Below are 19216 nucleotides of genomic sequence, written 5' to 3' on the forward strand. Positions count from 1 at the left end.
ATAAAAAGTGGCTTTTAATTTTTTTGAACAAGTAAATCGGTTTGTTGAAAATCGGTTGTTAAAATTTTCAGCCGAGCCTGAGCACCTTAATCATGACAAATTTTTCTAATTCAACGGTAAAAAAAAGCAAGACTCCGCCGAGCAGAGCCAGTCCGAAGTGATAAATGGCCAGAGGAACGGTTTTGAAGATGCCCTGGAAAAAGGGCAGATATGTAAAAGCCAGTTGTAAAATGACAAGTGTGCCAATGGCGCGGAAGATGTGTACATTGTTAAAAAAAGATTTGTCGAATACATTGTGTCTGATGTGTTTGCAATTTAAAAGATAGAACACTTCACCAGCTACCAGCGCATTTACGGCGATGGTACGAGCCAGTTCGATGGACTGGTAGGTGGATAGGGCGTAGTTGAATAAAGCGAATACAATCACCGATAACACTGTACCGACAAAGAGGATTCTCCAGGCAAGGTAGGAGTCGAGAATGGGTTTTGAGGGGTTTCTGGGTGGGCGCTTCATTACATTGTCTGCCGTTGGCTCGAAGGCCAGTGCCAGTGCCAGTGTAACGGTGGTGACCATATTGATCCACAAAATTTGAGGAGCGGTGATTGGCAATGTGCCACCGGCCAGAAGTGCTGCCAGGATACTAAGTGCTTCAGCTGCATTGGTTGGTAAGATGAAGATGATGGCCTTTCGGATGTTGTCAAATATTCCGCGTCCGAGTCTGACAGCGTGTGCTATGGTGGCGAAATTGTCGTCGGTAAGTACGATGTCTGATACATCTTTGGTCACCTGGGTGCCTTTGATGCCCATGGCTACGCCAATATTTGCTTTTTTCAGTGCGGGGGCATCGTTTACACCGTCGCCTGTCATGGCTACTATGCGATTTTGCGCCTGCAGGGCATTAACCAATTTCAGTTTGTGATGAGGGGTTGTACGGGCAAACACATTACAGGAAAGAGCTACCTGAGGCCATTGCTCGTCGGGTAGCGATTCCAGGTAGTTTCCATCGACTTTGTTTTCAGGATTTTTAATACCGAGTTTTTGTGCTACAGCTCCGGCTGTTTCTATATGATCGCCGGTGATCATTTTTACGATGATACCTGCTTCATGGCACCGTGCTATGGCATCTGCTGCTTCAGGACGTGGAGGGTCGATGATGCAGGCAAATCCAGCAAAATGAAGCTCATGGATATCGTTGTCGTTGAGAGTTTCTACAGTTGAACCGACTGATTTCCATGCTGAGGCGATGATTCGATAGCCCTGTGCTGCTTTTTGGTTGAATTTTTCGGTAAGGGCTTTTTTATCTTGAGATGTGAGAGAGCATCTGTCAAGTATTTTTTCGGGTGCTCCTTTGACCAGGATGAGGTTACTGTCTTGTTCTTTTATAAGTATCGCCATGTATTTGTGGGCAGAGTCAAAGGGTATAACGGCCAGTCTTTGTACATTTTCATCGGAATGGCCTGATTTAATGGCCATTATTTTAAGGGCGAGTTCGGTTGGATCACCGGACAGTTTGCTTTCATCGCTGCTGAGATATACCTGAGCGTCGTTGCAGAGGTTAAAAATCCGAATGGATCGCTGTATGGTTTCATTGTTCAGATTGCCAGAGACCTTACCGGTGACCTCGTAACCGGAGCCGGTGAAGGTCAGATTGGCGTCAGGGGAGATGAGTTCCATTACGGTCATTTCATTTTTGGTAAGGGTGCCTGTTTTATCGGAGCAGATGTCGGTGACGGAGCCCAGGGTTTCTACAGCCGGGAGTTTGCGTACGATGGCACGATTCTGTGCCATATTCTGCACGCCAAGCGCCAAAGTGATGGTGATGATGGCTGGGAGTCCCTCCGGAATGGCTGCTACGATAATACCTATGGTGTTGACCAGAATTTCCTGGATATCCGAATGGTGTAAATACCAGGTAATAAGGCCAAAGAGCACTGAAACCCCGAGTATAGCGAACGATAGTTTTCTGGAGAAATCATCCATTTTCTGAATCAAAGGCGTAGAGTTCCTGGCAATATCGGTGAGTAGTCCGCTGATTTTGCCGAGCTGGGTATTTTGGCCTGTGGCAACTACTACTCCTTTGCCGCGGCCGTAGGTAGCGTAAGTACCTGAAAAAATCATGTTTTTTTGTTCGGCGGGCAGGTGTTCGCCTTCGATGGGGTGTATGTGTTTTTCAACCGGTACAGACTCTCCTGTCAGGATGGCCTCTTCCATCTTCAGGGAGTGGGTTTCGATCAGTCGGATATCTGCAGTTGCACGTTGTCCGGCTTTAATCAAAACAATATCTCCGGGGACCAATTCTTTGCTGTCGACCTGGAGTACCAAACCTCCACGTACTACTGTGGTTTCGTATTTGACCATCTTTTTGATGGCATCGAGGGCTTTTTCTGCTCTGCCTTCCTGAGCATAGCCTACAATGGCGTTGATCACAACCACGCCGAGGATAATCCAGGTATCCAACCAATCTTGAAGAAGGGCTGTGAGCACCGATGAAGCTAAGAGCACATAGATCAACGGATTGTGAAACTGAAGGAGAAACTTTTTCCATTCAGGTATTTTTTGTTTTTCTGGCAATTCGTTCATTCCGTATTTGGATTGCCGGTGCATTACTTCCTCCTGAGAGAGACCTTCGATCCGGGTGGTAAAATGTTCAAGAGCATCCTGTACTGAAAGTTGGTATGGAGCCATTGGATTTTGATTGGTTAGCGGGAATAAATAAAAAAAATCTTTTTGAGCCAAAAGATGACAATACTTTGTTTTGTGAAAATTTAAAATTGAGGTGAGCAATCGTCAAAGTGCCAAAAGCTTAAGGTTGGCTTTAGTTTTTGAGAGGTTTCTACCTGGGCAGTTTGGAATTGCCTTTCTGATTACCTTGTTGGTGATGTTACTTGTCTGGGGAAAAAACGGCGGGGATTCAGGGGCATTTGCCACTACGCTAGTGCAATGGCAACGGGGGTTCTGGGACAGCAATCTGATGGTTTTTACCCTTCAGATGGCCCTGATATTAATTTTTGGCTATGCCATAGCCATTAGTCCCGGTGTATTTGGCTTGCTGGACCGATTGGCACGCATACCGGCCAATGGGGTAGAGGGAGCGGTAATAACCGGTTTGATTTCTATGATTTTGGCCTGGCTCAATTGGGGTCTCGGTTTGGTAGCCGGTGCCATTTATGCCAGGATGGTAGCATATGCTTTAGGACGCGAAGGTAAGCCTTTCAATTATCCGCTTATCGGGGCGGCAGGTTACTCCGGGATGATGATCTGGCATAGTGGTCTGTCAGGCTCTGCTACTTTAAAGGTTGCTGAAGAGGGTCATCTGAAAGCCTTGATAGGTGAACTGCAGCAAGTGCCCGATGTATTGCCGGTGTCAGATACTATTTTCAGTTTTTCCAATGTGATGCTATCTGTTGTGGTCCTTCTGGTGGTGCTGGTTTTGCTTCGGATATTGGCTAAAATAAGCCCTTCCGGAGATAAGCCTTATGAGGTTTCTCCTATGGAGATGATAAAAATTCCGGACAAATCGATGGCTGTAGGAGCTGAAATTCTTGAATTTCGCAAGTGGCCGGCTTTGGTTATGGGTTTTTTATTGCTGGTATATTTGATGCTGCAATCCGGAAGTTTGTCGCTGGACTTTTTCACGCCGAATGTGGTCATCACGTTGTTGTTGGCTGTTGGACTACTGATATATGGTAGTCTGAGGGCCTATATGCTGGCCATCGACAGGTCGGTACAAAGTGCTTCAGGAGTATTGTTGTTGTTTCCGTTTTATTTTGGAATTATAGGAATGCTTCGCTACAGTGGTTTGACTTCGGATATCACGCATTGGATAGTTGCTCAGTCAGGTCAGAGCACTTTTCCGATGGTAGTATTTGTGAGTTCGGCTCTGGTCAACCTGCTGATTCCGAGTGGCGGTGGTCAGTGGGCTGTGCAAGGTCCTATACTTGTGGAGGCCTCTTTAAAACTTGGTGTACCGCTGGAAAAAGTGGTGCTGGCCTTTGCCTATGGGGACCAACTTACCAATATGCTTCAGCCTTTTTGGGCCATTCCCTTGCTGTACATCACACGTCTAAAGGCAGCTGAGCTGATTGGCTATACTTCGGTAATAATGCTTAGTGGACTGATTGTATTTAGTCTTGGCATACTTTTGCGGCTATGATCATAGAAGTGCATAGGCTATGGAAGACATCAATCTGGAGGTAGCCAGGCTGCAAAAAGAGATTGAAAGCTACCTCAATCTGGGTAATACGAGTATCATTTTCGACTACAAGGAGCGAAACGGGCATATGAAGCTGTATGTGATTACCATTAACCCGCGCCACAATCAAAGTTTTCTGTTTCACGCCACTGAGGGTATTGACAAGAAGGACTGCCTGCTTAAAATGCTCGATTACATTAAGACTTATCGGACAAGAGAGAATTCATACACGATTCAATGGGCCATAGCAGGCGAGAATGAATTGCATACGTCCTATTTTAGAGCAAAGGACATAATGGAAGCTATTGAAAAACTCTATTTCGGGCGTGATCCAAATTCTATAGTCATTTACAGTGCTGTGCTAAATCCAATATCCTGATATGCAAAGGTTTTTTGTTTTTGTGGCCTTTTCGCTGGTAACAGGGGTTTTCGGTCAGAGTGGCGCGTTTAAAAAAATTCCACTTGCCGAAGTAAAAAATCTTCAGGGAAAGACGGTAAGCTCTGTTGAGATGGTGCAAAATGGCGATGCTCCTGTCATATTGTCGTTTTGGGCCACATGGTGTAAGCCTTGTGTTACGGAGCTCAACGCCATCAAAGAGGTATATGAACAGTGGCAGGAGGAAACTGGTGTAAAGCTGGTGGCTGTGTCCATAGATGATCCTCGGAATGCTGCTCGGGTTAAACCCTTTGTCCACGGCCAAATGTGGGAATACGAAATCTACATCGATGAGAACTCAGATTTGCGTCGTGCCATGAATGTGAATAACATTCCGCACACCTTTTTGCTGAGTGGAAGTGGGGAAGTGCTCTGGCAACACACCGGTTATATACCTGGTGACGAAGACAAGCTCTATCAACTGGTGCTGGAAGTGGCTAAAGGAGAATCGATCAAGTGAGGTAGTAAGGTGCAAGCAGTTTGGAATTAAGGAACTTGAACCCATACCTCTGTCTTCGGAAAAAATGATTGGTCTAACCTATCGTAGCAAGGTCAGCATGCATAAATGGCGTCTAGAGTCTCATGCGTCAGGCGTGAATCTGTCGACGGCTGGCACGGATGGGTTAAAACCGATTGACTATTGTGAGCGGGATTCGAAATGATATGAGTTATTAACAATTGGTTGATGTTTGGATAAATCCGCTAATGGGAGTACCTTAAAAACTTATTTTCTGCGTTATTTAGTCAAATGGTTAAGTTTGCTTCCAAATTGGTAATGTTATGCTCTTACAGATTCAGACCGGTGTGGGTGGAGGAATGGAGACTCAAGTGGATGAACCCGTAAAGAAGACCCTATCGATCATGGAACTGATCACCAGTGGCGGGGTAGGAGGACTGGTGATAATGGGGGTTTTGTTTATCTTGTTCTCCATAGCAATTTACATCTTCATTGAGCGATATCAGTCGATTTCAAAAGCCGGCAGGCTGGATCAGGGTTTTATTACGTCGGTCAAATCCCAGGTAGCTGCCGGTAAGCTGGATGCAGCTAAGGCCATGTGTTTGTCGGTAAATACACCTGTGGCTCGCATGATCGAGAAAGGCATCAGCCGAATTGGCAGACCTCTGAAAGACATAGCAGCTGCAATTGAAAATACCGGAAAAATTGAAGTACTGCAGTTGGAGAGAAACCTGGCACTGCTGGCTACCATATCGGGTGCAGCGCCTATGATTGGTTTTCTGGGTACAGTAATAGGAATGATACTTGCTTTTCACGAAATGGCGGCAGCCGGGGGCCAAATCAGGGTAGATATGCTGGCCGAGGGTATCTACACGGCTATGACGACCACGGTGGCTGGTTTGTTTGTTGGTATTGTAAGCTATATGAGTTACAATATTTTGGTGTCGAAGGTCAACAAGGTGGTGTATCAAATGGAAGTGAGTGCTACAGAGTTTATGGACCTGTTGAACGAGGAAGTTTAAAATCGGGGAGTTATGGACTTTAGAGGGCGAAACAAAATCAGTGCAGAATTCAGCATGGCAAGTATGACGGATATCGTCTTTCTACTTCTGATCTTTTTCATGCTGACTTCTACCCTGGTGACGACAAGTGCTCTGGATCTTATCTTGCCAAAAAGCAAGGCTGAAACGGTGAAAAAACAAGACATTTCTGTGGCTATCAAGAAGGACCTGAAGATATTGGTAAACGACCGTCCTGTGGGCGAAGACCAACTTGAAAGCGAGCTGCTTAGACTGACCGTGGGAAGGGATGCCCCGGTGCTGATCCTGTTTGCCGATGAAAGTGTGCCCACGGGCAAAGTAGTAAAAGTGATGGACATAGCCTACCGAAACAGGATGAAAATGGTACTGGCTACGGATCCGAAATAGGGGAGCGTACGCTGTACAGAGGGCTAGTGAGCTTCACTGAAACCAGTATGCAGCCAATTAAGTGCGGACAATGACCACCTTGCGTGAGGAATGCGAAGGGCGCCCGACAGGGCGGTGCGAAGCACGGTAGCGAAGCGTACCCCGGAGCAGTCCGACCCCGAGGGGTAAGGTGGAATAGCCACCGGCCCGAGGGGGCACGCCCCAAAAAAAACGAATAAATAAAAAAAGAACAATGGAATGGCCTAAAACAAAAGAAGAAGTGAGGGCCTTGGTGCTTACGCTACTGATCAACCTGTTATTGGTGTTGATTTTTCTCCTGCTGGGTCTGACGTATTACGACCCGAAGCCGGAGGAGGGAATTGCGATACGATTTGGCTACAACGCGGATGCGGGGGGGCCGATACATGAGGTGGAAAATCCGGAACAACAGCAGACAACTTCTGCGCCTCCTGTAAGAAGTACTCAAAATCAGGTAAATACCCCTACTCAAGACGTGGAAGATGCTCCGGCTGTGACTTCCAGAAAAGACAACAAACCTGAGAGGAACAAACCAAAGGAAGAAAAACCGATGCCTACAGAAGAGCCTCAGCCTCAAATAGATCAGCGACTAAGAAATTTATTGAACAATCCGGACCGGGGCTCCGGAGGGAAAAGTGGGAGTGGTTCGCAGCAGGGGGTGCAGGGTGCACCTACTGGCTCCGGACAGTCGGGCAGTTCTGCAGGAGAGGGCGAGGGCGCCGGCTCAAGTGGAACCGGATATTTTCTGGGGGGAAGGCAGGCGATTGTAAGGCCAAAACCTGAGTATAACTGTGCTGAGTCAGGAAGGGTTGTAGTGCGGATAAAGGTGGACCAGTCGGGCAATGTATTTGAGGCGGAACCTGGCGTTAGTTTTCGGGAGTACTCGACGAATGTGTATTCGGAATGTTTGTACCGACGCGCCAGAGAAGCTGCACTTCGTACCAAATGGAGTGCCGATTCAGATGCACCAGAAGATGGACAAGTGGGTTTTATCATTTATGATTTTCAAAAGAAATAGCTGAAAAAGAATCTTTTACGGTAATTTCCCCCTTTTTTTAGTAACATAGATTTAACAATAGAGTTAATATGACTTAATCTCATGTGGATTGCTTTGCGGCAGTTTTATATACATGAGATTACTCTATTCTGCTACGCTAGTTTTACTGTTTAAGTTTGCTAATGGTCAAAACGCTACCATCAGGGGTAGGGTGACGGATAAAATCACCAAAGAAAGCCTGGTGGGTGTAAATGTCGTGGTCAAAGGTTTGTCCTTAGGGGCTTCGACGGATATCGATGGATTTTATGAGTTTAAGGTACCCGAAGGCAAACACACTTTGGTCTGTTCTTTTTTGGGGTATAACCAACAGGTACAGCAGCTCGAAGTCGTAGGTGGAAGGGTTTATACGCAAAACTTTCAGATTGAGGAGTCTAGCCAAATGCTTGGAGACGTTAAGGTAACAGCAGCCAAAGTGACGAACACACAGGCAGCAGTGGTGTTGGAAGTTAAGGAGGCCAAGCAAGTTGTGTCTGGTATCTCAAAGCAGCAAATCGCAATATCACAGGATAATAATGCTGCACAGGTAATGCAGCGTATACCAGGGATTACGATAGTGGATGGGAGGTTTGTGCTGATTAGAGGTCTAAGCGAGCGGTATAACAATGTGATGATCAACAACACATTGGCTCCAAGTACAGAAGTGGACAGACGAACGTTTTCCTTTGACCTGATTCCGAGTGGTGCACTCGATCGGATGCTGATTTTCAAATCGGCTTCACCCGAACTGCCGGGCGATATGGCCGGTGGGGTTATAAAGGTATATACTACACATGTAGTAGAGTCAAATTTTGACCAGTTTCATTACGGAATGGGGTATCGGACACAGACCACATTTCAGCCATTTTTCAGATCGCAAGGGTCGCCGACAGATTTTTTGGGGTTTGATACGTATAGAAGACTACCTTCGGACTTCCCGTCTACAAACAGATTTGAAGATCTGCCCACCCTGTCGCCTGAGCGGACGGAGTTTGCACATATGCTTACAAACAATTTTGAGGTGAACGAATACACAACACCGATCGATTTCAATGTAGGTTATTCTTTTGGTAGGGTAGTCAATAAGGGAAGAAATCAGTTCTCAAACATTACCTCCTTTTCAATTTCTCAGAGCTATGTGCATACAAAGCGTGGTTTTAATCGATATTTTGAATACGATGTAACCAGGCCAGATGAAGTACTCTTGAGATTTGAATTTTTCGACGATATCTATGAAAAAAATAATCGTGTATCGCTGATGTCGAATTTCTCTTGGTTGAGAAGTTCGAAGTACAAGATCAGCTGGAGCAATCTCTTTAACCAAATTGGTGAGGACGAGACGATACTACGCAAAGGAGAGGACTTTGTGCAGGATATTGGATTCAGGAGACATTATTTGCTTGGGTATAGAAGCCGTAGTATTTACATCGGACAAGGAGAAGTTAATTATCAAATGGATGACCAGCAAAGCCTTAATTTTACACTTGGTCTAAACTTAGTAAACGAATCAGAGCCGGATCTTAGAAGATTCAGGACTTTTCTGCCAGAAAATTCTTCGGACGGAAAATTTGTAATGCTTACACCTCCTTCGTCCAATTTGTTTGATGCGTCCAGGTATTTTGGAAAATTAATTGAAATCTCCTCTTCTCAGGCAATCAATTATCAATACAAAAACACAAGGCCTGGATTTTTTCAGGTGTTAAAGACCGGTATTTTCAGTGACCTTAAATATAGAGACTTTAACTCAAGATATTTTTCATATCTGATTCCGGGATCGGTTTCATCAGATCGAAAAGCTGAGTTGGAACGACTTCCGCTGGGAGAAATTTTTTCAAAGGAAAATGTAGGTCCAGATGGGTTTGTGCTCAGGGAAGGCACCAGGCCGGTGGATCAGTATCAGGCCAGCAATATACTGACAGCTGTATACATCGGGGCCAATTCGGAATACAGGAGATTTAACTTCGATTATGGCTTCCGGTACGAGTACAATATTCAGCGGCTGGATGGATATCAGGGGCTTTTGCCAATCGAAGTCAACAATCCTTTTGGCAATTTTCTGCCAATGCTCAACGTAAATTATTATACCAATGAAAAATCCCAATTAAGGGTTGCTTATGCTAGAACGGTCAATAGACCTGAATTCAGAGAACTTGCCCCTTTCCTTTTTTACGATTATAAACTGGATGCCAATAAAGTAGGAGAGCCCAGGCTTTCTAATGCAGTTATTGACAATTTTGATCTGAGATATGAGTATTATCCCAGGTTGGGTGAGATGCTCAGTATAGCTCTTTTTTACAAATTTTTTGACAATCCGATCGAGCAGAGAAACATCATCACCTCGGAGTTGCCCCAATTTACTTACATCAATGCTGATTATGCCGAAAATTATGGAGTGGAAGTAGAATTAAGAAAGAGTCTCAAAGGGGTTGTTTCCAATAGATTTCTTGAGCGGCTCAGCTTCAATGCCAATGCTACCTACATTTATTCGGTAGTGGATCTAGGAGCTCAGGCATCAGCACAGACCCGTGTAAGACCCCTTCAAGGGCAATCCCCTTTTATCGTAAATATGATTATGGCTTACAGCAATGAGAAGAGAAGTGAAATCATCTCAGTGGCTTACAACATATTCGGAGAACGGCTTTTTGCCATTGGCGATGTAAATTTTCCCGATATCTGGGAATTACCAAGACATAGCATCGACCTTACGGTCTCAAAGACTTTCAACCGAATCCAGTTAAAGTTCGGCATTCAGGATTTACTTAATTACAACTACAGATTCTTCCAAGATACAGATAGAAATGGCTCACCCTATGACCCACTGGACCGAAACATTTTCAGCTTCAGAAGGGGTACCTTATTTAATGTCAACATGACCTACAACTTTAACTAAAATCAATTTATCTAAATTCGAGAAACATGAGAAACACCATGAAAAAAGCAGCTTTATTCCTTTTGGCTGCATTTACTATCGCGTCCTGCAGCAAGGATGACGACGACAACAACAACGGCAAACAATCAACACTTGAGGTGTTGGAAGGAAATCTTACCACCCGTACACTTACGGCTGATAAAAAGTATTTGCTCAGAGGTCAAGTATTTGTTAGAAATGGCCAGACTTTGACCATTGAGCCGGGAACAGTAATTTTCGGTGATCGCCGTACCAGAGGTACATTGGTAATCGATCGCGGTGGAAAAATTATAGCCAATGGTACAGCAAGCCGCCCCATAGTGATGACATCATCTGTAGAAGAGGGCCTGCGTGACAGAGGTGACTGGGGTGGATTGGTGATCCTTGGCAATGCAGCTTGCAACCAGATTGATCCGGCCATTGAAGGTATTGATCCTCCTGTATTTTTTGGCGGAAATCCTAGTAATACCTCATCGGCCAGTACTGCTAACAATACTGAATCCTCAGGTGAGTTGCGTTATGTACGTGTGGAATTTGCTGGTATTGAGCTATCTCCCAACAATGAGACCAATTCCATCACCATGGGTGGGGTAGGCAGTGGTACCGTTATGGAGTACTGCATGGTATCTTTCGGTGGTGACGATGGTTTTGAATGGTTTGGTGGAACCAACAATGGCAAATATCTGATCTCATTTGCCATGTGGGACGATGACTTTGATGTAGACTTCGGATGGTCTGGTAATGTTCAGTTTGGATTGGCAGTGCGCTACCCTGGCTACGCTGATCAATCCGGTTCCAACGGTTTTGAAACGGATAATGGCCCCAATGACAATGATGTGCAACCCTACACTGCTGGTGTATTCAGTAATGTAACTATAGTTGGACCTATAAATTCAGGTTCTTCCGTTTCAAACGCCAACTTCCAACATGCCATCGATGCTCGTCGCAGAACAGCTCTTTCTATATTTAACTCTTTCTTAACTGGATTTCCCAGGGGTTTAAGGTTTAATCAACCGTCTGTAATGACCAATTATCAAAATGGAACTGGGGTATTGGCTAACAACATTTTGATTGCTGCCTCATCAAGCAACAGATACTTGGCTGGATCAGGTGTAAGTGCTGATTCAGTCCGTGCTTATTGGGAAGCAAATAACCAAACCTTTGTTGGAATCAACGATTCCACACACAACCATTGGGGTCTGAATCCAAATGTATTCTACGGGAACAGATTACCGGAGCAATATTCTGGAGCTACCTTCACCGTTCAAGCTGGAAAGCCCCTATTGTCAGGAGCTTCATTCGCTCATCCAAAATTCAATGAGCCGGGACGTGCCAACTTCTTTGATAAAAATGTTACCTTCAGAGGAGGCTTTGGTACTACCGATTGGACTGCAGGCTGGGCAGAATTCAACCCCATCAACAAAAAATATTAAATTCAATACTACCTTGGCCGGGATATATTTCCCGGCTTTTTTAATTTATGAAGTTTTTCAAACAGTAAACAAGTAAGATGCGTATAAAAAAACAGCTTATTCTTTTATTAGTAGTATTTGCAACTAATTCATGTAAAGATTACAACAAAAAATACGATTTTACACCTTCTAAACATCTCACAGAGCAAGAAGATTCAGCATTCCGATACAGCATCATACGATATGTAGGAAAACTTCCACCTAAGGCATCTCATACTATAAAATTTGACCCGTATTTCGATGAATATTATGTACAGCTTGCAAATACACATAAGCTGGATTATTATTACACATCTGAGGATGGTTTGGTGTATTTTCAAGTGAGCAGAATGGCTCCCAGCTTACACGAAAAATATGTGGCAACCGGGGGAAAGATGAAGGTGGATGATCGTGGAAATATAATTTATTACGAAGAAGTATATCGCACCTGGAAAATGCCATTAAATGATATGCTTAATGTGACGAAAAATGTATTTACTGATATGGTGAATGGCAAAAGCCTCGAGAAATACTATACCTCGAATACATCTGAAGATGTTTACATTATAGAATTTCCGGATGAGGACACTTACTTTGACACTGAAAAGCGAGTATGGATATCCAAAAGAGCCGATGTGCTTCAGCAATTTGAAGAAGAAAAACTTCGGCAATATGAAAAGAATTTCCTGCAAAGAAAAGAAGCAGCAGCTGATTCGTTGAAGTAATAACCAAAGCCATGGAATCAAAATACAAAATATTAATCGTGGATGATGAGCCCGATATCATCGAAATCTTAGACTACAATCTCAAAAAGGAAGGTTACCATGTGTTGACGGCTGACAATGGCGAGGATGCCATCAAAGTAGCAAAAGCTTCAAAACCTGATTTAATAGTATTGGATGTGATGATGCCCGGCATGGACGGTATGGAAGTCTGTGACAAAATCAGAAATTTACCGGAACTGTCCGGGGTGTTGATCACTTTTTTGACTGCCAGGTCAGAGGATTATTCGCAAATAGCTGGTTTTGAGGCCGGGGCTGATGATTACATCACCAAGCCGGTAAAACCAAAAGTGTTTCTGAGCAAAGTCAAGGCTTTATTAAGGAGGAGGTCAAAAGAAGAAAACAACAACAAGGTCATGGAATTTGGTGACTTAAAAATAGACCTGGAGAAATATGAAGTCATAAAGGGTTGCGACAAAATTGTTTTGCCAAAAAAGGAATTCGAACTGCTATCGCTTCTGGCTTCCAAGCCGAGCAAAGTATTTACCCGTGAGGAGATTCTTGACCTGGTATGGGGCAGTGATGTGGTAGTGGGTGGGCGTACCATTGATGTACACATCCGCAAAATCAGGGAAAAACTAGGTGACGAAATAATATCGACCATTAAGGGGGTGGGCTATAAATTTGATATAGCCTAAAGATTTCCTCTTCGGATGCAGGGATTAGACAGTTTTTTTGAGAAGTACAACTTTGACGACCCCATTCGTCTCAGTGTCCTTTTAGCCTTTATTTCTTCGCTTATCAGTTTTTTTTCGGTATTGTATTTCAGCAATTATACCCCCCAACTGCCTGCACTTACTTTTTTTGTTTTTTTGTTGCTATCGTTTGGGGTCTTCTATTTGATTTTTTACTTGTTTATTCGAATTTTTATCTATCGAAAAGTTCTTTTGATATTCAAAGCCATTAACCAGGTAAAAGTAGTAGAAAAAGCAGAGGAAGAAGTAGCAAGGAATGTGACCCTTCGCAGCGCTCAAGTAGCTGTATTTGATTGGGCAGAGGATAAAATGAATCAAATTCAGATGCTGAAAGAGCGAGAGAAGTATCGCCGTGAATATCTGGGCAATATCAGCCATGAGTTAAAAACTCCTATTTTCAATATCCAGGGATATGTGCTTACCCTGCTTGATGGAGCCATGAATGACCCGGAGCTGTGTGAAAAATACCTGAAGCGCACGACCAAATCCATAGATCGGATGATCAACATCGTAAACGATCTGGATCTGATTGCTCAGCTTGAGAGCGGGGCACTGAAGCTTAAAATAACGCGATTTGATATCAGTGAACTGGTAAAAGATGTCTTTGACCAGTTGTCTGATAAAGCCAGAGGAAAGAATGTAAAATTAAAATTGAAAAAGTCCTACGACAAACCAGTACTGGTGGTAGCTGACCAGAAAAGAGTGGAACAATTGCTTATCAATTTGGTAATGAATGCCATAAAATATTCTAAACCGGAAGGTGGACTTGTAGAAGTGGCTTTTTACGAATTGCCAGGGCAGATCATGACTGAAGTATCGGACAATGGTGTAGGCATACCCAAAGAAGATATCAGCAGGATATTTGAGCGATTCTACAGGGTGGACAAGAGCCGGTCGCGCGATGCCGGAGGCACAGGTCTTGGACTTGCCATTGTAAAACACATTATCGAATCTCACAAACAGACCATCAATGTGCGCTCGACAGAAGGCATCGGCAGTGCTTTTTCATTTACATTACAAAAAGCTGAATAAGTCAAAACAGAAAGTCATACCCTTTTAATGACATCTTTTCATATCTCTCCATGTCGAATTTGTAGAGTTTACTTTCTTTACCCTGGCTGGTAATGATTGTCTTCCCGGTGTCAACCAGCAGTTGGCTGTTGAAAATTTTCTTTCTGAAGTTTCGCTTGTCAAAGGTTTTGTTGAGTGCCTGTTCGTAGAGAGTTTGCAGCTGATTAAGGGTAAATTCCTTGGGCAGTGAATTGAAACCTACGGGCCTGCGTTTTACTCTTCGCTTTAGTCTTTCTTTAGCATAGTCGATGATTTCGTTGTGGTCAAAGGCCATGTCGGGCACATCGTGGTATTTGATCCATTTGCAGTTGTTCTTTTCAGCGTTTTTAAATTCTTTTTCAGTTAGTTGCATCAAACCGTAAAAAGGTATGTTGACTACGCGACCGATGGGGTTTCTGTAAACTTTGGCAAAGGCATTGAGTTGTTCCAGGTAGACATCTTCGTGGCCTATTGTGTTTTTGAGCAGAACTTTTACATTTTCTTCCAGGCTTTCATCGGCTTTTACATACCGGCTGGGTATGACCCAGGCCCCTTTGAAAGGTTCTTCTTTTTTCCTTGTGAGGAGTATGTGAAGGTGTTCCAGGTCGAAGGCAAAGAGGACAATGCCTGTAGCTAAGGCTACATTGAAGTATTGTTCTTTATTATCCGCTATCATATGGATAGATTTAAAGCAGGTCTTTGATTTTCAGAAGCTCTTCGCGAATTTTGAGCAATTTGTTTCGGATCAATTCTTTGGAGTCGTTTTCATATTGTGTTTGAAGGAGGTGTTCAGTGGATTTGTCTTTCAGCGCCTTTTTAGCGCCTTCCAGTGTATAGCCGTTTTCTTTGACCAGATGATAGATTTTCCGAATGGTTTCTACATCTTTTGGTGTAAAGAGTCTGTTGCCTTTTTTGTTCGTTTTGGGTTGGATGTATTCGGAAAATTCCTTGTGCCAGAAGCGGATAAGGGAAGGATTCACTCCCAGCATTTCGGTGACTTCGCCCATGGTGTAATACCTTTTGAACTGGAGTGTTTTATCCTTCATCAGTCAAAGGATTGATTTTCCTGGCTGGCTATTCGGAGCATGAGCTCATATTCTTCAGGTGTCAGGTCATTGAAGAAATAGTTGATTGGGTTGACTTTTACTCCGTCTTTAATTACTTCGTAGTGCAAATGCGGTCCTGTGGAGGATCCGGTATTGCCTACATATCCTATTATATCGCCTCTTTTTACTTTTTGGCCTGGCTTTGCAACTAGCTTTGACAGGTGTGCATACAGGGTGTGATATCCAAATCCATGAGAGATGATGATATATAGCCCATATCCGGAGCCACCCAGACCATTGTCATTGATTACAACTCCGTCGCCGGTGGCGAAGACAGGAGTTCCAACCGGTGCAGTAAAATCGATACCCGTGTGCAGTTTCCTGACCTTGTAAATAGGATGAATACGCATTCCAAAACCCGATGCGACTGCAGTGAGGTCTTTGTTGGATATGGGTTGAATGGCCGGAATAGAGGCCAGCAGTTTGTTTTTATTTTTCACCAGCTCGAGCACCTCATCGTAGGATTTGCTTTGGATATAGGCTTGTTTGCGCAATTTGTCCACGCGCTGGCTGGTTTCTTTAACAAGCTCTGAGGTGCTGTATCCATCGAGGTTTTTGTAGCGGTTGATACCGGCTAAAGCGCTTCTTCTGAGATTTTTGGGGATGGGTTCAGCTTCAAAAATGACCCGGTAAATATTGTCATCGCGGTATTCGAGATCTTCGAGAGCTGATTCGAGTACGTTTAGCTTTGACTTCAGCAACTCGTAATTGAGGGTCAGATACTCGATTTCGCGCCGGAGTTCTTTTTCTTCAGGTGTTTCGAGAAATGATTTTGAAAAGAACAGAAACAAAAAGGCGAAAAGTGCTGAAGACAAAAGGAATAGAAAACTATTTCCGATTCTCTTCCAGGGAGAAACTTCGATTTTCTTATAGGATAAAGTCGCCGGATCGTAGAAGTATTTCTGTTTTTTAGCCAATGACTACGAAAATATATACACTGAATCTGGTTAATGGCAAAAATACCACAACAATACATACATGCCTGCATAATTTTGTCGGCTCCAACAGTTTAAGAAAATGCTTACATCAAAGGAAATACGGAGGATTTTTTTAGAATTTTTTCAATCCAAAGGTCATAAAATTGTTGCATCAGCCCCGCTGGTAGTGAAGAATGATCCTACACTTATGTTTACCAATGCGGGAATGAACCAGTTTAAAGATCTCTTTCTCGGCAATGTAGAGATCAAATATCCCAGAATTGCAAATTCTCAAAAATGCCTGAGAGTAAGTGGCAAGCACAACGATCTGGAAGAGGTGGGGATTGACACCTATCACCACACCATGTTTGAGATGCTGGGCAACTGGTCTTTTGGCGATTACTTTAAAAAAGAGGCCATCGAGTGGGCGTGGGAACTGCTCACTTCTGTCTATAAGCTACCAATGGACAGATTATATGTGACCGTATTTGCCGGAGACGAGTCCGAAGGTTTGCCGTATGACGAGGAAGCTGAGGGCCATTGGAGAAATTACATCGCTTCAGACAGAATACTCAGAGGGAGTAAAAAGGACAATTTTTGGGAGATGGGAGATACCGGACCTTGTGGTCCTTGCAGCGAGATTCACATAGACCTTCGAAGCGATGAGGAGCGTGCTGCCAAACCCGGTGGGGAATTGGTCAATCAAGGACACCCAAAAGTCATAGAGATATGGAATCTCGTTTTTATGGAGTTTAACCGAAAGGCTGATGGAACTCTTGAAAAGCTGCCAGCCCGACATGTGGATACCGGTATGGGGTTTGAGCGGCTCACGATGGCTCTGCAAGGAAAACAATCCAATTACGACACAGATATTTTCCAGCCCCTTATCAAGAAAATAGAACTGATAACGGGCCTGAGCTATGGCTCTGACGAAAAAATCAACATAGCCATGAGGGTGATAGCCGATCACATTCGCGCGGTATCCTTTGCAATCGCCGATGGCCAGCTGCCCTCCAACACGGGGGCTGGGTATGTGATTCGGCGCATCTTAAGAAGGGCCATTCGATATGGCTACTCGTATTTGGGAGTGAGGACTGCTTTCATTCATACCCTGGTAGATACCCTGGCCGATGAAATGGGTGATTATTACACCGAAATCCGAGAGGCTGCCGAATTTGTGGCGCGTGTCATTAGAGAGGAAGAAGTGACTTTTATCCGAACCATAGAAAGCGGACTCAATAGACTGGAAGAGGTAGTACAGAATACCCCAAAGGGACAAAAAATAGCAGGTCAGAAAATTTTCGAGCTCTACGATACCTATGGTTTCCCGTATGACCTGACCTCACTCATTCTTCGAGAGAGAGGCCTTGAAGCCGATGAAGAAGGTTTCAAGAGAGAAATGCAAAAGCAAAAAGAGCGGTCGCGGGCAGCTACTGAGCTTACCACAGGCGACTGGATAGAGCTTCAGACTGGTGGGGATGTGTTTATCGGGTACGATGCACTGGAGTCATTGACTTCTGTGGCTCGATTTCGGAAGGTAAAGTCCGGTGAAAAGATTTTTTATCAAATTGCTCTTATAGAGACTCCTTTCTATCCCGAAGGAGGTGGGCAAGTAGGAGATACCGGATTGTTGATTTTTGGGGAAGAGGTCATTGAGGTGTACGATACCAAAAAAGAAAACGGCATCATATTGCATTTTACCAAAAACCTGCCGGAAGACCTGACACAGCCGGTTTTGGCACGAGTGGATGCCCGAAAAAGGAGAAATGCCGAAAGAAATCACAGCGCTACGCATCTATTGCATTTCGCTCTGAGAAAGGTGCTGGGTACACATGTAGAGCAGAAAGGATCACTTGTATCCCCGGACTATCTGAGGTTTGACTTTTCGCACTATGCCAGGCTCTCCGACGAAGAGCTTCAAAACGTGGAAGATTTGGTCAATGAGTTAATCCTGGAAAACATTCCCCTGAAAGAGCACAGAGACCTGGAACTGGAGACCGCTCTGAAGATGGGTGCAATGGCAATTTTTGGAGAGAAGTACGGTGAAAGGGTTCGAGCCATACAATTCGGACCATCTACTGAGTTATGTGGTGGTACACATGTGAAATCGACCGGAGCCATTGGATTGTTTAAAATTATCCAAGAGTCTGCTATATCCGCCGGAGTTCGCAGAATTGAGGCAGTCACAGGACAGAGATTTCTGGCTGAGTACAGAAGAAACCTGTCCACACTGGAAAAGCTGAAAGGTCTCTTGAAGAATCCGAAGGATCCCGTGGCTTCACTCAGCAATCTACTAGAGGAAAAAAACAGGCTGCATAAACTTGTTGAACAAATGGAACAAGCAGAGGTGGAGCAATATTTCAAACTCCTCTCGGCAGAATATGCGGATAAAAACGAAGAAGTGCTGGTAAAAAGAACTACGCTGAAACCCGCGCAGGTGAAAGACCTGGCCTTCAGATTGAAACAACGATTTGAAAATGGAAAATTTGTTCTGGGATATGTGAGCGAAGGCAAGCCCGGTCTGGCTGTGTCATTGGGCGACGCAGTGGTGAGAGCCGGATACAATGCAGCAAAAATAGTCAGAGAGGTATCTCCACTGATCAAAGGAGGAGGAGGAGGTCAGCCACATTTCGCCATGGCTGGTGGCAGCGACTCATCCGGCCTTGACGAGGCTCTGCAAAAAGCCGCTGGCATTTTGTCAGTGATTTAGACCGTTATACTGTACTTTAGCTTTATCAACACA

Annotated in this window: 16 protein-coding genes; 12 read left to right on the forward strand and 4 right to left on the reverse strand. The window is 44.2% G+C overall.

Translation table 11 applies throughout. The features are described 5' to 3' along the window. Positions 1-67: 67 nt before the first annotated feature. The gene (locus DES35_RS08620; RefSeq protein WP_125039443.1) at positions 68-2686 is read right to left on the reverse strand and encodes a cation-translocating P-type ATPase; all 2619 of its coding nucleotides are present in this window, start codon (positions 2684-2686) and stop codon (positions 68-70) included. A gap of 124 nt (positions 2687-2810) precedes the next feature. Between DES35_RS08620 and DES35_RS08625 the strand changes: the two genes are divergently transcribed. From DES35_RS08625 to DES35_RS08675, 11 genes are all read left to right on the forward strand, one after another. Then, positions 2811-4154 carry a TIGR00366 family protein gene (locus DES35_RS08625; RefSeq protein WP_170125728.1) on the forward strand — a complete coding sequence of 448 codons (1344 nt, stop codon included), beginning with the start codon at positions 2811-2813 and terminating at the stop codon, positions 4152-4154. A gap of 19 nt (positions 4155-4173) precedes the next feature. Continuing rightward, positions 4174-4572 (forward strand): hypothetical protein, encoded by a 399-nt coding sequence (locus DES35_RS08630; RefSeq protein ID WP_037358665.1) that lies wholly within the window; start codon positions 4174-4176, stop codon positions 4570-4572. 1 nt (position 4573) lies between these two features. Further along, positions 4574-5089, forward strand: coding sequence for a TlpA family protein disulfide reductase (locus DES35_RS08635; protein ID WP_114366346.1), 516 nt, complete (start codon positions 4574-4576; stop codon positions 5087-5089). A 320-nt stretch (positions 5090-5409) separates the two neighbouring features. Beyond that, complete coding sequence (locus DES35_RS08640) at positions 5410-6108, forward strand: MotA/TolQ/ExbB proton channel family protein (protein ID WP_084180156.1); 699 nt, start codon at positions 5410-5412, stop codon at positions 6106-6108. A gap of 12 nt (positions 6109-6120) precedes the next feature. Next, positions 6121-6513 carry an ExbD/TolR family protein gene (locus DES35_RS08645; RefSeq protein WP_037358662.1) on the forward strand — a complete coding sequence of 131 codons (393 nt, stop codon included), beginning with the start codon at positions 6121-6123 and terminating at the stop codon, positions 6511-6513. 232 nt (positions 6514-6745) lie between these two features. Then, positions 6746-7549: a hypothetical protein gene (locus tag DES35_RS08650; RefSeq protein WP_114366347.1), complete on the forward strand. Its 804-nt coding sequence runs from the start codon at positions 6746-6748 to the stop codon at positions 7547-7549. A 112-nt stretch (positions 7550-7661) separates the two neighbouring features. After that, the gene (locus DES35_RS08655; protein WP_114366348.1) at positions 7662-10454 is read left to right on the forward strand and encodes a TonB-dependent receptor; all 2793 of its coding nucleotides are present in this window, start codon (positions 7662-7664) and stop codon (positions 10452-10454) included. Positions 10455-10492: 38 nt separating this feature from the next. After that, complete coding sequence (locus DES35_RS08660; RefSeq protein WP_211306549.1) at positions 10493-11905, forward strand: hypothetical protein; 1413 nt, start codon at positions 10493-10495, stop codon at positions 11903-11905. A 77-nt stretch (positions 11906-11982) separates the two neighbouring features. Then, a complete protein-coding gene (locus tag DES35_RS08665; protein WP_114366350.1) occupies positions 11983-12648 on the forward strand; it encodes a hypothetical protein in 666 nt (221 codons plus the stop codon). 11 nt (positions 12649-12659) lie between these two features. Next, positions 12660-13343: a response regulator transcription factor gene (locus tag DES35_RS08670; protein ID WP_114366351.1), complete on the forward strand. Its 684-nt coding sequence runs from the start codon at positions 12660-12662 to the stop codon at positions 13341-13343. A gap of 15 nt (positions 13344-13358) precedes the next feature. After that, the gene (locus DES35_RS08675; RefSeq protein ID WP_114366352.1) at positions 13359-14432 is read left to right on the forward strand and encodes a sensor histidine kinase; all 1074 of its coding nucleotides are present in this window, start codon (positions 13359-13361) and stop codon (positions 14430-14432) included. Position 14433: 1 nt separating this feature from the next. Here the strand turns inward: DES35_RS08675 and DES35_RS08680 are convergent, their stop codons facing one another. The 3 genes from DES35_RS08680 to DES35_RS08690 are packed head-to-tail and all read right to left on the reverse strand — an operon-like array spanning position 14434 to position 16473. Further along, on the reverse strand, positions 14434-15126 hold the full coding sequence (locus tag DES35_RS08680) for an NUDIX hydrolase (RefSeq protein ID WP_114366353.1): 693 nt from the start codon (positions 15124-15126) through the stop codon (positions 14434-14436). Positions 15127-15136: 10 nt separating this feature from the next. Then, positions 15137-15496 carry a MerR family transcriptional regulator gene (locus tag DES35_RS08685; RefSeq protein ID WP_114366354.1) on the reverse strand — a complete coding sequence of 120 codons (360 nt, stop codon included), beginning with the start codon at positions 15494-15496 and terminating at the stop codon, positions 15137-15139. After that, positions 15496-16473: a M23 family metallopeptidase gene (locus tag DES35_RS08690; protein WP_114366355.1), complete on the reverse strand. Its 978-nt coding sequence runs from the start codon at positions 16471-16473 to the stop codon at positions 15496-15498. The genes DES35_RS08685 and DES35_RS08690 overlap by 1 nt, the downstream gene beginning before the upstream one ends. A gap of 100 nt (positions 16474-16573) precedes the next feature. Between DES35_RS08690 and alaS the strand changes: the two genes are divergently transcribed. Next, positions 16574-19183 carry an alanine--tRNA ligase gene (gene alaS / locus DES35_RS08695; protein ID WP_114366356.1) on the forward strand — a complete coding sequence of 870 codons (2610 nt, stop codon included), beginning with the start codon at positions 16574-16576 and terminating at the stop codon, positions 19181-19183. Positions 19184-19216 lie beyond the last annotated feature (33 nt).

The sequence above is a fragment of the Schleiferia thermophila genome, assembly GCF_003337435.1.
Taxonomy (GTDB): Bacteria; Bacteroidota; Bacteroidia; order Flavobacteriales; family Schleiferiaceae; genus Schleiferia; species Schleiferia thermophila.

Excerpts from the sequence above, each read along its gene's own strand:
- DES35_RS08675 (WP_114366352.1), top strand. The coding sequence starts at position 13,359 with ATGCAGGGATTAGACAGTTTTTTTGAGAAGTACAACTTTGACGACCCC.
- DES35_RS08640 (WP_084180156.1), top strand. The coding sequence starts at position 5,410 with ATGCTCTTACAGATTCAGACCGGTGTGGGTGGAGGAATGGAGACTCAA.
- alaS (WP_114366356.1), top strand. The coding sequence starts at position 16,574 with ATGCTTACATCAAAGGAAATACGGAGGATTTTTTTAGAATTTTTTCAA.
- DES35_RS08670 (WP_114366351.1), top strand. The coding sequence starts at position 12,660 with ATGGAATCAAAATACAAAATATTAATCGTGGATGATGAGCCCGATATC.
- DES35_RS08630 (WP_037358665.1), top strand. The coding sequence starts at position 4,174 with ATGGAAGACATCAATCTGGAGGTAGCCAGGCTGCAAAAAGAGATTGAA.
- DES35_RS08620 (WP_125039443.1), bottom strand. The coding sequence starts at position 2,686 with ATGGCTCCATACCAACTTTCAGTACAGGATGCTCTTGAACATTTTACC.
- DES35_RS08645 (WP_037358662.1), top strand. The coding sequence starts at position 6,121 with ATGGACTTTAGAGGGCGAAACAAAATCAGTGCAGAATTCAGCATGGCA.
- DES35_RS08650 (WP_114366347.1), top strand. The coding sequence starts at position 6,746 with ATGGAATGGCCTAAAACAAAAGAAGAAGTGAGGGCCTTGGTGCTTACG.
- DES35_RS08685 (WP_114366354.1), bottom strand. The coding sequence starts at position 15,496 with ATGAAGGATAAAACACTCCAGTTCAAAAGGTATTACACCATGGGCGAA.
- DES35_RS08660 (WP_211306549.1), top strand. The coding sequence starts at position 10,493 with ATGAAAAAAGCAGCTTTATTCCTTTTGGCTGCATTTACTATCGCGTCC.
- DES35_RS08680 (WP_114366353.1), bottom strand. The coding sequence starts at position 15,126 with ATGATAGCGGATAATAAAGAACAATACTTCAATGTAGCCTTAGCTACA.
- DES35_RS08655 (WP_114366348.1), top strand. The coding sequence starts at position 7,662 with ATGAGATTACTCTATTCTGCTACGCTAGTTTTACTGTTTAAGTTTGCT.
- DES35_RS08635 (WP_114366346.1), top strand. The coding sequence starts at position 4,574 with ATGCAAAGGTTTTTTGTTTTTGTGGCCTTTTCGCTGGTAACAGGGGTT.
- DES35_RS08665 (WP_114366350.1), top strand. The coding sequence starts at position 11,983 with ATGCGTATAAAAAAACAGCTTATTCTTTTATTAGTAGTATTTGCAACT.